The following is a 15,591-nucleotide window of genomic DNA, read 5'->3' on the forward strand; positions in this document are numbered from 1 at the left end:
CGAAATCTTGCGCTTTAATTTTTCTCGCCGACGAGGAACGCGCGGAACTGCGGCGACATCCAGGTTTTAAACCCGTCACCCTCTTTGACAATCATATATATCGCCAGCCCCTGTTCGCGAACCACGTCCTGCGCTTTTTCCGGCCCCAGCACCATCAGCCCGGTATCCCAGCCGTCGGCCTCCAGCGCCGTCGGGGCGATAACGGTCACCGAAACCAGTTTATGATCGATAGGCCGCCCGGTTTGCGGATCGATAACGTGCGAGATGCGCTTACCGTCCAGCTCATAGTAGTTGCGGTAGCTGCCGGAGGTGCTGATGCCGTGGCCGTTGATATCAACGATCGCCTGCACCGCGTTTTCGCGATCGGTTGGCTTCTGGATCGCCACCCGCCAGGGCTGCCCTTCCGCATTCATACCCCGGCTCACCAGCGCGCCGCCCACCGAGACCAGATAGCGCGAGATCCCCTCCTGCTCCATCAGGCGCGCCAGATGATCGGCGGCGTAGCCTTCACCCACGGTAGAGAGATCGACGAACAGATCCGGAATGTCTTTTTGCAGATACTGTTGGCCGGCCTGGTTGATCACCGTCAGATGCTGTAATCCGCTGCGCGCTTTCGCCGCAGCAATCTGCTGCGCATCCGGCGTTTTTACCGGCTGTTTATCCGGACCAAAGCCCCATAAATTGACCAGCGGCCCGACGGTGATATCCATGGCGCCATGGGTTTTCGCGCCAATGCGCAGCGACATCGTCACGATATCTGCCATCGCCTCGCTGACCGGCCACGGCGACGTTCCCGGTGAATGGTTAAAGCGCATCAACGCTGAATCGTTCTTCCAGGTAGAAAGTAGACGGTCGTCGGCATCGAGCTGAGCCTGCACTTTCTGGCGCAGCGCCTCGGCCTTCGCCTCATCAAGGTTGATGACGCTGACCCGCCAGAATGTGCCCATGGTTTTGCCATCCAGCACGGTGGCGGCGGATTTTGGCGTCTGGGGAGAGGTGGCTGAATCACAGCCTGAAAGTAATACGCAGGCGCCGAACAGGGCGGCGCGGAAAAAAGTGATATCCATAAAATTGGCTTCCTCTGGCTAAGGCGCAAAGAGTACACCAGTAAGGTTAAACCGGGCATAAAAAAAGGCGCCATCGGCGCCTTTTTTCAAACTTCTGCGTACTTAGAACTGGTAAACCAGGCCCAGAGCAACGATGTCGTCGGTAGACACATTGGCAGCACGGGTGAAGCGGTTGTCGTCCAGCAGGTTGATTTTGTAGTCAACGTAGGTGGACATGTTTTTGTTGAAGTAGTAGGTCGCGCCTACATCAACATATTTCAGCAGATCCTGATCGCCGTAACCTTCCAGATCCTTACCTTTGGACTGCAGGTAAGCCACGGACGGACGCAGACCGAAGTCGAACTGGTACTGTGCAACCACTTCGAAGTTCTGAGCTTTGTTAGCAAAGCCCTGGTTGCCAGCGCGAGTTGCGTTGTAGGTCTGGGTGTACTGAGTCGCCAGGTAGATGTTGTTGGCGTCATATTTCAGACCACCGGTGTAGGTTTCAGCGTTGTCGCCGCGGCCCAGAGCAGGAACAGTGTTCTGCTGGCTGGTACGTTTAGAGTGAGAGTACGCGAAACCAGCGCTGATACCGTCGTAGATATCATAGGTCACAGCAGTGCCGTAACCGTCGCCGTTCTGTTTGTTCCAGTCACGACCGTTGTTGGTCGAACCTTCACCGCTTACGCTGCCGTTTTTACCCTGATACTGCAGAGCAAAGTTCAGGCCGTCAACCAGACCGAAGAAGTCAGAGTTACGGTAGGTTGCCACGCCGTTAGCGCGAGACTGCAGGAAGTTGTCAGAACCGTAGGTGTCGCCGCCGAATTCCGGCAGAACGTCGGTCCAGGAAGTTACGTCGTAAACAACGCCGTAGTTACGACCGTAGTCGAAAGAGCCCGCGTCGCCGAATTTCAGACCTGCAAACGCCAGACGAGTCCACGCCTGATCGCTGGAGCTTTCGGTGTTGTTAGCCTGGACGTTGTATTCCCACTGGCCGTAACCGGTCAGCTGATCATTGATCTGGGTTTCGCCTTTGATGCCCAGACGCATGTAGGTCTGGTCGCCATCTTGACCTTTGTCGTCAGAGAAATAGTGCAGACCGTCGATTTTACCGTACAGGTCTAATTTGTTGCCATCTTTGTTATAGACTTCAGCCGCATTCGCTGCGCCCGCTACCAGCAGTGCCGGTACCAGGAGGGACAGTACTTTAACTTTCATGTTATTAACCCTCTGTTTGTTATATGCCTTTTATTATTGCCACTGCTTACTGATTACCCTTCTAATCAGTCGGCTATTTCATTGTGCTGCAAAATGCAGAATAATCCAACAAGAATATGATACTAAAACTTCTAAGATGTTTCAAAATACCCACAAGATGTTTCAAATTGTAAATGTAAGGGAACTTTTTTTCTGCACAAAAAGCCCATAAAAATAAGCACTAATAATCAAAAAATAAAAATTATCAATCAATGTCAAAGAGTTACACAGTTACACACCTATAGCACTGAATGGTAAAACAAAATTCTCATCTGGGACTAAAATTAATCCCGCTATCATCATTAACTTTATTTATTACCGTCATTCAGTTCTGAATGTCTGTTTACCCCTATTTCAACCGGATGCCTCGCATCCGGTTTTTTTTACCCTTCTTTACACATCTTTAATTATTCCCTGCTAACCGCGAAAAAAATAACGGTTATTAATCAAACAACTTACGGCTAAAATCGGAGTAATTTATATAATTTCTTGTTATTTAGTGCTATTTACATTATCGAATCCGTAAATAATTGTACAAAAATAACCGGGACGTACATCTTTGTACGCCCCGCTGGTTTGGCATAAATCTCAAGGCAAAAAGTCATTGTAGGATATTCAGATGTATGGATTTTGGACGTTAACCCTTATACTGTTCGTAGCATCTGCGCTGCCCCCGGTTAACTTGGTGCAACAGTCCGTTTACACACAATGATGAGTCGTATTCTCACACGATGACCCCGAAAAAATTTTCCCTGATACCCGGCAACATTACTCGCTTCTTTATTCTCATGGTCATCGTCCTACTGGCGACGATGGGGGTCATGATCCAAAGCGCCGTTAACACCTGGCTTAAAGACAAAAGCTACCAGGTGGTCGATGTCAGCTACGACTTACATAAACGCATCGATACCTGGCGCTACGCCACCTGGCAGATTTATGACAATATCGCTGCGACCTCGTCCAGTTCAGTCTCAGAGACAGGGCTCCAGGAAACGCGTTTAAAACAGGATGTTTACTACCTGGAGAAACCCCGGCGCAAAACAGAAGCGCTGATTTTTGGCTCGCATGACGGCTCAACGCTGGAAATGACGCAAAAAATCTCCAACTATCTCGATATCCTGTGGGGCGCCGAGACGATCCCCTGGTCGATGTATTACCTGAACGGGCTTGATAACAGCCTGATTCTGGTTTCAACGCTGCCCTTAAAAGACCTCTCTTCCAGCTTCAAAGAGTCGACCATCAGCAGCGTCGTCGAATCACGACGGGCAGAAATGCTGCTTCAGGCCAACACCTTAGATGAACGCGAGACCTTTTCGTCGCTGCGCCACCTTGCCTGGCAAAACGGCTACTACTTTACTTTACGCACGACATTCAACCAGCCCGGTCACCTGGCGACCGTTGTCGCCTTCGATCTGCCCATTAACGATCTCATTCCTCCTAGTATGTCGCTGGAGAGCTTCCGGCTGGAGCCCGATCCGTCGCAAAGCGTCAACAGCAACCCGGATAAAGAAGCCGCCGACATCGTTAGCATTAACTTTAACGGCCCGCAGATTGAAATTCTCACCACCATTAATACCACCGGTATGCGTCTGGTCTGGATGGTGCCCTTTAGCGAGCTGATTCTGGAGTCCTTGCAGAGTATCTTACTGCCGCTGTTGCTGAATATTGGTCTGCTGGCGCTGGCGCTGTTCGGATTTACGACCTTTCGCCACTACAGCGGCCGTAAAAGCATCGTGGGAACGGCGGTCTCTTCGGCAGCCAATAATGAGCTGCGCGCCCAGCGCGCCATTCACGAAGAGATTGTTTCCCTGCTGCCGCTAGGGCTTCTGGTGCACGATCTGGACGCTAACCGTACGGTGATTAGCAATCCGATTGCCGATCATCTGCTGCCGCATCTGAACCTGCAAAACATCATTAACATGGCCGATCAGCATCAGGGCGTGATTCAGGCGACGGTGAACAATGAACTGTATGAAATCCGTCAGTTCCGCAGCCAGGTTTCGCCGCGTACGCAAATCTTTATTATTCGCGATCAGGACCGTGAAGTGCTGGTGAATAAGAAGCTCAAGCAGGCCCAGCGCCTGTATGAGAAAAACCAGCAGGGCCGCACTGCTTTTATGCAGCATATCGGTATGGCGCTGAAGCAGCCAGCGCAAACGCTGGCGGAAGAAGCCGCGGCGCTCGGCATAGCTGAAAGCCGCAAGCTGGCCCAGCATGCAGATGAACTGGTCCAACTGGTCGATGAAATACAGCTGGCAAACCTGCTGGAGACCGATAGCTGGAAGAGCGCGCAGGGTCTGTTCTCCATTCAGGAATTGATAGATGAAGTGGTGCCTGAAGTCCTGCCCATCATCAAACGTAAAGGTCTTCAGCTGCTGATTAACAACTCGCTGCCGGCCAATGAGCAACGCTACGGCGATCGCGACGCCCTGCGCCGCACACTTTTACTGCTCATCCAATATTCGGTTACCACCACGCCTATCGGCAAAATCACCCTGGAAGTGAGTAAAGATGAATCAGCTGACGACCGCCTGACCTTCCGTATTCTGGATACCGGCAACGGCGTTTCGGCGAATGAAATCGACAATATGCACTTCCCGTTCCTCAACGAGACGCAGGCAGACCTTTACGGCAAAGCCAACGCCCTCACCTTCTGGCTCTGCGATCGCCTGACCCGCAAGCTAGGCGGGCAGCTCAATATCAAAGCGCGCGAGTCGCTGGGCACCCGCTACTCCCTGCATCTAAAAATGGCCGCCAGCGCAGAGGAGAGTGATTCAGGGGAACATCTGTTGGATGAGGTCGTAATACTGCTTGATGTAACGGCCCATGAAGTCCGCCGTATCGTCACCCGCCAGCTTGAAAGCTGGGGGGCCACCTGCATCACGCCGGATGACAGAATCACAAGTCAACAATATGATCTCTTTTTAACGGATAATCCGTCTAATCTTACTGCTTCGGGCTTGCTTTTAAGCGATGATGAAGTCCGGGTTCATAAGATTGGTCCTGGTCAGCTCCGCGTAAACTTTAATATCAGCGCTGCGATGCAGGAAGCTATCCTCCAGCTGATTGAGCAGCAGCTTGCTGAGGAAGAGGAGCCCCCTTCCTCAGCCGGTAGCGAAAGTAACGCCGAACTGCATGCCAGCGGCTATTACACGCTGTTTGCAGACACGGTACCAGATGATGTTAAGAGGCTGTATAATGAACGGGCAACAGGCGATTTCGCCGCGCTGGCGCAGACCGCTCACCGCCTCAAAGGGGCGTTTGCTATGCTAAATCTGGTACCCGGCAAGCAGTTATGTGAAACGCTTGAGCATCTGATTCGAGAAAAAGATGCGCAAGGCATAGAAAAATATATCAGCGACATTGACGACTACGTCAAGAGCTTGCTGTAGCAAGGTAGCCTAATACATGAACAATATGAACGTAATTATTGCCGATGACCATCCGATCGTACTGTTCGGTATTCGTAAGTCACTTGAACAAATTGAGTGGGTGAACGTTGTCGGCGAGTTTGAAGACTCCACCGCATTAATCAACAATCTGCCAAAGCTGGACGCACACGTCCTGATTACCGATTTATCCATGCCCGGTGATAAATACGGCGATGGCATTACGCTTATCAAATACATCAAGCGTCATTTCCCGGATCTGTCCATCATTGTCCTGACAATGAATAACAACCCGGCGATCCTGAGCGCGGTGCTGGATCTGGACATCGAAGGGATCGTCCTGAAACAGGGTGCGCCAACCGATCTGCCTAAAGCGCTGGCCGCGCTGCAAAAGGGCAAAAAATTCACCCCGGAAAGCGTTTCGCGCCTGCTGGAAAAAATCAGCGCCGGCGGTTACGGCGACAAACGTTTGTCGCCTAAAGAGAGTGAGGTATTGCGTCTGTTCGCCGAAGGCTTCCTGGTCACAGAGATTGCCAAAAAGCTCAACCGCAGTATCAAAACCATCAGTAGCCAGAAAAAATCGGCAATGATGAAGCTCGGTGTGGAAAACGACATTGCCCTGCTTAACTACCTCTCTTCCGTTTCCCTGAGCTCCACGGATAAAGACTAACGTCTCCCTTCCCGGATAGCGCAGCGCTATCCGGGAAACTGCCTTACTCCCTTCCCTTACGTACCCGTGCTGCGTAGACCGTCAGGGTCTGCTTGATAATATCCAGAGTCACCGGCTTAGAAAGGCAGCTGTCCATACCCGACTCCAGGCAGCGCTGCTTCTCTTCCGCCAGGGCGTTGGCGGTGACCCCGATCACCGGCAGCGTGAGTCCCAGCTGGCGTATGCGCTGGGTCAGGCGATAGCCGTCCATATTCGGCATGTTGACGTCGCTAAGCACGATATCAATATGCTGCTTGCTCAGAACATTCAGCGCATCGACCCCATCATTTGCCGTCACGCACTGATAGCCCAGCGATCCCAGCTGATCGGCCAGCAGACGTCGGTTAATAGGATGATCGTCTACCACCAGGATCATCATGTCATCATTGCTGGTGGTTTCCGCATCCGCCGCGGATAGCGCGGGCCCGTTTTCCGCGCTGGCCACGGCGATATGGAAGATGCGTCCCAGAAGCGGCAGCAGTTCATGGGGCGTGGCCACGCTATGCAGCCATTCGCCGGGCGCCCGCTCCTGCGGAATACCGATATGCCGACGAGAGAAGATCACCATTGCGCAGCCGGTCCAGGCTTCATACGTCTCGCTATCGGTTAACAGAATATCTTCCGCTCCCGGCGTTTGCCCGTCAAAACGACGGACCGGGACGCCGTGAAATGTCAGCAACTGCTCGACGAACACCGCCAGCGAGCTGTTATCAATCGCCAACCAGCAGCATTTTTCAGCCAGGCCGTCAATCAGTAGCGGCGGCGTATTTTGTACGCCATAAAGCGGGATACGAATGGTGAACCGGCTGCCCATGCCGGGCTCGGTTTCGACGGCAATATCGCCATCCATCATGCTGATAAGCTTTTCACAGATCGCCAGACCGAGTCCCGTCCCCTGGAAGTTGCGCTGCACCCCGGTTCCGACCTGGAAGAATGGATCGAACAGGCGTACCACCTCTTTCGCCGGGATCCCTTCGCCGGTGTCGCGTACGCTGATGCGCAGATAATCATCCGCCCGCTCTACGTGCAGGACAATACAGCCGGTATCGGTAAACTTAATCGCATTACTTAGCAGGTTGGAAATAACCTGTTGCAGGCGCATGGGATCGCCGGACATCAGCTGCGGTACGTCGGGCTCAATAAAACAGTACAGCCCCAGGTGCTTACGCACCACCAGCGGCAGATAGTTGGCGGAAATATGGTTCATGACCTCGCGCGGCGAAAACTCCCGCGGCTCAATTTTTAGCTGCTCGGACTCAATTTTTGAGAAGTCGAGGATATCGCTAATAATTTTCAGCAGCAGGCTGGAAGAGTTGTTCATCGCCGTCACCAGGCGATCGACGCCCTTCGGCAGCTCTTTGGTCTGCAATAAATCAAGGTTACCGATAATCCCGTACAGCGGCGTGCGCAGTTCGTGGCTGACGGTGGCGAGGAACATTGATTTCGACTGGCTGGCCTGCTCGGCAGCCTGGGCCATCTCCTGCAGCGACTCCTCCATTTTGACGCGCGCCGAGACATCCACCAACACGCAAATCGCCACATTCTCATTACGGTAGCGCGAGTGGACAAAGCTGATTTGCAGGTTAGTGTTATTGCTGGTCAGCACATCGACAAAGTTCACCTGCTGGCCGCAGATAATTTGCGTCAGCCGCTGCCTGTCCTCGTGGGTTAGCATGTTGAGATAGTTATGCGCCAGCTCGTTACTCAGGATGTTGGTGCCGTCGAGCGTACGTAAAATACAGATCCCCACCGGCGCGGAGGCAACGATTTTTCGGTTGAACTGCTCATGCTCTTCCAGCCGCTGGGCGTCATTTTCCGCCGGAATAAAAATCCGCCGTTCATACATTCGGGCGAGGACAAAGAGGAGCACGCCGGTGAGCAGATTGAGCACCACAGCGTTCAGTATCAGCATCCGGATGCGTTCCAGCACCTGATCCACCGGCACCGAATAGACAATACTCAGGGATGATGGCGGCAGGTTTTTTTTCATCGCCAGCTCGCGAAAACCGGCGGTATAGCCGAACCACAGACGCTCCTGCATCCACTTCGCATCCGCTTTAATATTACTGTCCGACCCGGCAAGCGAAATCAGCGACTGACCGTTATCGTCGAGGATAGTGACGTTCATCGGCAGACTACCAGGAGTAAAGAAGCTTTCCATACGGATGGTTTGCTCTACGCCGAGCATCGCCTGCAGGCGATTCGCTACATAGATTGGGGTCAACGCATAGAAATAACCAACGCCCGGACGCACGCCCTGGCTTATCCAGAACAGATTATTACCGCGCTCGTTTTGCGGCGCGTCGCGATACTGCTCAATGCGCTGATGCAGCACTTTTAACGCCTGGTCCCGCTCCAGCGGAATATCGCGCAGACCGAAGTTGGCCATACACAGATTGTCGCTGCCAATCAAAAAAATACGATTGAGGTCGTAGGCCGTTGAGAAATTGTCACGCCAGTAGCGCATAAACCACGCCAGTGACTGTAGCGAATTACGCCAGGTCGTACTCATCAGCGCGCAGTCGGAGTCCGGGTAGAGCGGTTCAAAATTAGGTATCGCGATATCGCCGCGCTGAACCGGCGTATCACCGCCTTCGCCGCCGTCCATCGGCCGGTTGCCCGCAACGTACTTCAGCTCTTTGATCACATCGGCGGTACGCTGGATGTAGCGCTGCGCCTGATCGGCATTGAGATTAAATTCCTGGCGAATTTCCGATTCGCGATCGTGCAAAGCATTGACGATGTAAAACACCGACACAAAAGCGACCAGCACCCACAGTAGTACCGCCAGCGCTCTGAATAGATAGCGTGAAACCTTTAACGTGTTATGGAAAGAAGCTAGATATTTCAATGTGGCGATGCTCGGCCGTCAGGGGCTCAACAGAATGGCGTTAAGGTAACGATAAAACAACGGTCCCGCAACGGGAAAACAAAAAGGGTCGGGGATAGCCCCGACCCTTTCAGAACAATCACCGCAGAGAATTACTCTTCGTCTTCGGCAATATCATCGTCAGTATCCGCTTCCGGCGCGATATCCTCATCGCCTTCCGCCGCGCTGCCGTCGATGGCATCCAGCTCTTCGTCATCAACCGGCTCAGCTACGCGCTGCAGGCCAACCACGTTTTCATCTTCCGCGGTGCGGATCAGAATCACGCCCTGAGTGTTACGACCCACAATGCTCACTTCAGAAACGCGGGTTCGTACCAGCGTGCCCGCATCGGTGATCATCATAATCTGGTCGCAGTCATCTACCTGCACCGCGCCCACAACGGAACCATTGCGTTCGGTGACTTTGATAGAGATAACGCCCTGGGTCGCACGCGACTTGGTTGGATACTCTTCAGCCGCGGTACGTTTACCGTAGCCGTTCTGCGTGACGGTCAGGATGGCGCCTTCGCCGCGCGGAACGATCAGCGAGACCACCTTGTCCTCGCCGGCCAGCTTGATGCCGCGCACGCCGGTGGCGGTACGGCCCATCGCGCGGACGGCGTCCTCTTTAAAGCGCACCACTTTACCGGCGGCTGAGAACAGCATGACTTCGTCCTGACCGGAAGTCAGATCGACGCCAATCAGTTCGTCGCCTTCGTTAAGGTTAACCGCGATAATACCGGCGGAACGCGGACGGCTGAATTCGGTCAGCGCCGTTTTCTTCACGGTACCGCTGGCGGTCGCCATAAAGACGTTCACGCCCTCTTCGTATTCGCGGACCGGCAGGATCGCGGTGATGCGCTCGTTGGCTTCCAGCGGCAGCAGGTTGACGATCGGACGACCGCGCGCGCCGCGGCTGGCTTCCGGCAACTGATAAACTTTCATCCAGTAGAGACGACCGCGGCTGGAGAAGCAGAGGATCGTGTCGTGGGTGTTGGCCACCAGCAGACGGTCGATAAAGTCTTCTTCTTTGATACGCGCCGCAGATTTGCCTTTGCCGCCGCGACGCTGCGCTTCGTAGTCGGTTAACGGCTGATACTTCACGTAGCCCTGATGCGAAAGGGTCACGACAACATCTTCCTGGTTGATCAGGTCTTCGATGTTGATATCGGCGCTGTTAGCGGTGATCTCGGTACGGCGCGCGTCGCCGAACTGTTCACGGACCAGCTCCAGCTCTTCGCGGATAACTTCCATCAGGCGATCGGCGCTGCCCAGAATGTGCAGCAATTCCGCAATCTGTTCCAACAGCTCTTTGTATTCGTCGAGCAGTTTTTCATGCTCAAGGCCGGTCAGTTTCTGCAAACGCAGATCCAGAATCGCCTGTGCCTGCTGTTCGGTCAGGTAGTACTGGCCGTCGCGCACGCCGAATTCAGGTTCCAGCCATTCCGGACGCGCGGCGTCATCGCCTGCACGTTCCAGCATCGCGGAAACATTGCCCAGATCCCATGAACGGGCGATTAAGCCAGCTTTCGCTTCCGCCGGCGTCGGCGCGCGGCGAATCAGCTCAATAATCGGATCGATGTTGGCCAGGGCAATCGCCAGCGCTTCGAGGATGTGCGCGCGATCGCGGGCTTTACGCAGTTCAAAAATCGTACGGCGGGTCACCACTTCGCGGCGGTGGCGCACGAACGCGGCAATAATTTCTTTCAGGTTCATGATCTTCGGCTGACCATGGTGCAGGGCAACCATGTTGATACCGAAGGAGACCTGGAGCTGAGTCTGCGAATAAAGGTTGTTAAGAACCACCTCACCCACCGCATCGCGCTTCACTTCTATCACGATACGCATGCCGTCTTTATCAGACTCGTCGCGCAGCGCGCTGATGCCTTCGACGCGTTTGTCTTTGACCAGCTCAGCGATTTTCTCAATCAGGCGCGCTTTGTTCACCTGATACGGAATTTCATGCACGATGATGGTTTCGCGACCGGTTTTCGCGTCAGCTTCCACTTCCGCGCGCGCGCGAATGTACACTTTACCGCGACCGGTACGATAGGCCTCTTCAATGCCGCGGCGACCGTTGATGATCGCGGCGGTCGGGAAGTCCGGACCCGGAATATGTTCCATCAGCCCTTCAATGCTGATGTCTTCGTTTTCAACGTAGGCCAGACAGCCGTTGATCACTTCGGTCAGGTTATGCGGCGGAATGTTGGTCGCCATACCTACCGCGATACCGGACGAACCGTTGACTAACAGGTTCGGGATTTTGGTCGGCATAACGTCAGGGATCTTTTCCGTGCCGTCATAGTTATCGACGAAATCCACCGTCTCTTTTTCCAGGTCGGCCATCAGTTCATGAGCGATCTTCGACATACGGATTTCCGTATAACGCATCGCTGCGGCGGAGTCGCCGTCGACAGAACCGAAGTTACCCTGGCCATCTACCAGCATGTAACGCAGGGAGAATGGCTGCGCCATACGTACAATGGTATCGTATACGGCAGTATCACCATGAGGGTGGTATTTACCGATTACGTCACCAACGACACGGGCAGATTTTTTATAGGCTTTGTTCCAGTCATTGCCCAATACGTTCATGGCGTATAGTACGCGACGGTGTACCGGCTTCAGGCCATCTCGGACATCCGGCAGCGCACGGCCAACAATGACCGACATCGCATAATCCAGATACGAGCTCTTCAGCTCTTCCTCAATGTTGACCGGTGTAATTTCTCTCGCAAGGTCGCTCATCTAACCGCTATCCCTCTACTGTATCCCGGATTCAAAGGTCGCAAATTATAACACACCCGTAGTGATACGGGTAAACCTATACCCAATGATTTTCGCGCGGCGGAAGGCGACAGGGATAGACGGTTTATTCATCCCTGAGGCCTGATATACTCGCGGGTCTGAACTGAACAGGAGTAAAAGCGCCCATGAATGCCGAAAAACCGTCGGTGGCCCACAATGTTGATCATAATGAAATCGCTAAATTTGAAGCCGTCGCCTCGCGCTGGTGGGATTTAGAAGGCGAATTCAAGCCGTTACATCGCATCAACCCTCTACGTCTTGGCTATATCGCGGAGCGCGCCGGAGGCCTGTTTGGCAAAAAAGTGCTCGATGTCGGCTGCGGCGGCGGCATCCTGGCTGAAAGCATGGCTCGGGAAGGCGCGACGGTGACCGGTCTGGATATGGGTTTCGAACCGTTACAGGTGGCCAGGCTGCACGCCCTGGAGAGCGGTATTCAGGTCGAATACGTCCAGGAAACCGTTGAAGAGCACGCGGCGAAGCATGCCCAGCAGTATGACGTCGTGACCTGCATGGAGATGCTGGAGCACGTCCCGGACCCGCAGTCGGTGGTCCACGCCTGCGCGCGGCTGGTCAAACCCGGCGGCCAGGTCTTCTTCTCGACCATTAACCGTAACGGTAAAGCGTGGCTGATGGCGGTCGTGGGCGCCGAATACGTGATGAAGATGGTGCCAAAAGGTACCCATGACGTGAAGAAATTTATTAAACCAGCGGAGCTGATCGGCTGGGTTGATGAGACTATTCTGAAAGAGCAGCATATTACCGGTCTTCACTACAATCCGTTGACCAATACCTTCAAGCTGGCGCCGGGCGTTGATGTTAACTATATGTTGCATACAACGGCGACGAAGGCATAGAGTCAGCTGTTTTTCCTATGATGATTGCGCGGCATCAAGCCGCGTGATTTTTTCTTCCGATGAAGAAATCAGCACTCGATCAAATTTTCATTTTTTTTTCTGTTTTATTGACATCTTCTCCAGGCCTTATGTGGCGTGGATTTCGCAATCATTACCCTTCCGCAACCTCAATTTAACCTCAAAATCAACTCTTGTACTCAAAAGAATCCTTACTAGAATACTCACCATATAGCGTTTCTTTTATCGACAACCCCCTACATATAGTATTTATCCACAGAGTTAGTCACAACGGCGATCTGTGGATAAGTGGGGGATATTTTCTTTCACGGACAGGTATAATCCACATGAATCAGAGTCTGCTGGTGACAAAGCGCGACGGTAGCACCGAGCGCATCAATCTCGATAAAATCCACCGCGTGCTGGATTGGGCGGCAGAAGGGCTGAATAACGTATCCATCTCCCAGGTAGAACTGCGTTCCCACATTCAGTTCTATGACGGCATCAAAACCGCCGACATTCACGAAACCATTATCAAAGCCGCCGCGGACCTTATTTCCCGCGATGCCCCGGATTACCAGTATCTCGCCGCCCGCCTGGCGATTTTCCACCTGCGTAAAAAAGCCTACGGCCAGTTTGAGCCGCCAGCGCTGTTCGACCACGTGTCGAAAATGGTGAAAAACGGCAAATACGATACTCATCTGCTGGAAGACTACACGGAAGAAGAGTTCAAGCAGATGGATTCGTTCATCGAGCACGATCGCGATATGACCTTCTCCTACGCGGCGGTTAAGCAGCTCGAAGGTAAATATCTGGTGCAGAACCGCGTCACCGGCGAGATCTACGAAAGCGCCCAGTTCCTGTACATTCTGGTTGCCGCCTGCCTGTTCTCCAACTACCCGCGCGAGACGCGTCTGGACTACATCAAGCGTTTCTATGACGCGGTGTCGACGTTTAAAATCTCCCTACCCACGCCGATCATGTCCGGCGTGCGCACCCCAACCCGCCAGTTCAGCTCCTGCGTGCTGATCGAGTGCGGCGACAGCCTGGATTCGATTAACGCCACCTCCAGCGCCATTGTTAAATACGTCTCTCAGCGCGCCGGTATCGGCATCAACGCTGGCCGCATCCGCGCGCTGGGTAGCCCGATTCGCGGCGGTGAAGCGTTCCACACCGGCTGTATCCCGTTCTATAAGCACTTCCAGACCGCGGTAAAATCCTGTTCCCAGGGTGGCGTGCGCGGCGGTGCGGCGACCCTCTTCTACCCGATGTGGCATCTGGAAGTCGAAAGCCTGCTGGTGCTGAAAAATAACCGTGGCACCGACGCCAACCGCGTTCGTCACATGGACTACGGCGTACAGATCAACAAGCTGATGTATACCCGCCTGCTGAAAGGCGGCGATATCACCCTGTTCAGCCCATCAGACGTCCCGGGCCTGTATGATGCGTTCTTTGCCGATCAGGACGAGTTCGAGCGTCTGTACACAAAATATGAGCAGGACGACACCATTCGCAAGCAGCGCATCAAAGCGGTAGAGCTGTTCTCGCTGATGATGCAGGAGCGCGCCTCCACCGGCCGTATCTACATCCAGAACGTCGACCACTGCAACACCCACAGCCCGTTTGACCCGGTTGTCGCGCCGGTGCGCCAGTCCAACCTGTGCCTGGAAATCGCCCTGCCGACCAAGCCGCTGGAAGATGTGAACGACGAAAACGGTGAAATTGCGCTGTGCACCCTCTCCGCTTTCAACCTCGGCGTTATCGATAGCCTTGATGAGTTGGAAGAGCTGGCGGTACTGGCGGTTCGCGCGCTGGATGCCCTGCTGGATTATCAGGACTACCCGATCCCGGCAGCCAAACGCGGCGCCATGGGCCGTCGTACGCTGGGTATTGGCGTGATCAACTTTGCCTACTATCTGGCGAAGCACGGTAAACGCTACTCCGACGGCAGCGCCAACAACCTGACGCATAAAACGTTCGAAGCGATTCAGTACTACCTGCTGAAAGCCTCTAACGAACTGGCTATCGAGCAGGGCGCGTGCCCGTGGTTCAACGAAACCACCTACGCCAAAGGCATTCTGCCGATCGATACCTATAAAAAAGACCTGGATGCGATCGTCAATGAATCCCTGCATTACAACTGGGAAGCGTTGCGCGAATCGATCAAAACGCACGGCCTGCGTAACTCCACGCTCTCCGCGCTGATGCCGTCCGAGACCTCTTCGCAGATCTCCAATGCCACCAACGGCATTGAGCCGCCGCGCGGCCACGTCAGCATCAAAGCATCGAAAGACGGGATCCTGCGCCAGGTGGTGCCGGATTACGAAAAACTTCAGAACGGCTACGAGCTGCTGTGGGAAATGCCGAACAACGATGGTTACTTGCAGCTGGTCGGTATTATGCAGAAGTTTATCGACCAGTCGATTTCTGCCAACACCAACTACGATCCGACTCGCTTCCCGTCAGGTAAAGTGCCGATGCAGCAATTGCTGAAAGACTTGCTCAATGCCTATAAGTTCGGCGTCAAAACGCTGTACTATCACAACACTCGCGATGGCGCGGAAGATGCTCAGGATGATCTGGCGCCGTCCATCCAGGACGACGGCTGCGAAAGCGGCGCATGTAAGATTTGATAATATTGCCCGGCGGCGCGTTGCTTGCCG

The 15,591-nt window shown here is 53.8% G+C and carries 8 protein-coding genes; 4 read left to right on the forward strand and 4 right to left on the reverse strand.

What is annotated here, in order from left to right; all coding sequences use genetic code 11:
• Positions 1-14: 14 nt before the first annotated feature.
• Complete coding sequence (apbE, locus tag IYV58_RS19085) at positions 15-1,067, reverse strand: FAD:protein FMN transferase ApbE (protein ID WP_195729197.1); 1,053 nt, start codon at positions 1,065-1,067, stop codon at positions 15-17.
• A gap of 102 nt (positions 1,068-1,169) precedes the next feature.
• Positions 1,170-2,264, reverse strand: a complete 1,095-nt coding sequence (locus tag IYV58_RS19090; RefSeq protein ID WP_004123039.1) for a porin OmpC — start codon at positions 2,262-2,264, stop codon at positions 1,170-1,172.
• 770 nt (positions 2,265-3,034) lie between these two features.
• Here IYV58_RS19090 and rcsD point away from each other — a divergent pair.
• Together rcsD and rcsB are read left to right on the forward strand one after the other, a co-directional pair.
• Positions 3,035-5,695: a phosphotransferase RcsD gene (rcsD, locus tag IYV58_RS19095; protein ID WP_004123044.1), complete on the forward strand. Its 2,661-nt coding sequence runs from the start codon at positions 3,035-3,037 to the stop codon at positions 5,693-5,695.
• A 16-nt stretch (positions 5,696-5,711) separates the two neighbouring features.
• Positions 5,712-6,362, forward strand: a complete 651-nt coding sequence (rcsB, locus tag IYV58_RS19100) for a response regulator transcription factor RcsB (protein ID WP_004103995.1) — start codon at positions 5,712-5,714, stop codon at positions 6,360-6,362.
• 43 nt (positions 6,363-6,405) lie between these two features.
• Here rcsB and rcsC read toward each other — a convergent pair whose 3' ends face one another.
• Together rcsC and gyrA are read right to left on the reverse strand one after the other, a co-directional pair.
• The gene (rcsC, locus tag IYV58_RS19105; RefSeq protein WP_004123047.1) at positions 6,406-9,252 is read right to left on the reverse strand and encodes a two-component system sensor histidine kinase RcsC; all 2,847 of its coding nucleotides are present in this window, start codon (positions 9,250-9,252) and stop codon (positions 6,406-6,408) included.
• Between the two features lie 131 nt (positions 9,253-9,383).
• On the reverse strand, positions 9,384-12,017 hold the full coding sequence (gyrA, locus tag IYV58_RS19110) for a DNA topoisomerase (ATP-hydrolyzing) subunit A (RefSeq protein WP_004123050.1): 2,634 nt from the start codon (positions 12,015-12,017) through the stop codon (positions 9,384-9,386).
• A gap of 185 nt (positions 12,018-12,202) precedes the next feature.
• Here gyrA and ubiG point away from each other — a divergent pair, with 185 nt between their 5' ends.
• Both ubiG and nrdA read left to right on the forward strand, forming a co-directional pair.
• The gene (gene ubiG, locus IYV58_RS19115) at positions 12,203-12,931 is read left to right on the forward strand and encodes a bifunctional 2-polyprenyl-6-hydroxyphenol methylase/3-demethylubiquinol 3-O-methyltransferase UbiG (protein WP_004123052.1); all 729 of its coding nucleotides are present in this window, start codon (positions 12,203-12,205) and stop codon (positions 12,929-12,931) included.
• 344 nt (positions 12,932-13,275) lie between these two features.
• The gene (gene nrdA, locus IYV58_RS19120; protein ID WP_195729198.1) at positions 13,276-15,561 is read left to right on the forward strand and encodes a class 1a ribonucleoside-diphosphate reductase subunit alpha; all 2,286 of its coding nucleotides are present in this window, start codon (positions 13,276-13,278) and stop codon (positions 15,559-15,561) included.
• The last annotated feature ends 30 nt before the right edge of the window (positions 15,562-15,591 follow it).

This window comes from Klebsiella sp. BDA134-6, assembly GCF_015601345.1.
In the GTDB taxonomy this organism is placed as follows: domain Bacteria; phylum Pseudomonadota; class Gammaproteobacteria; order Enterobacterales; family Enterobacteriaceae; genus Klebsiella; species Klebsiella grimontii.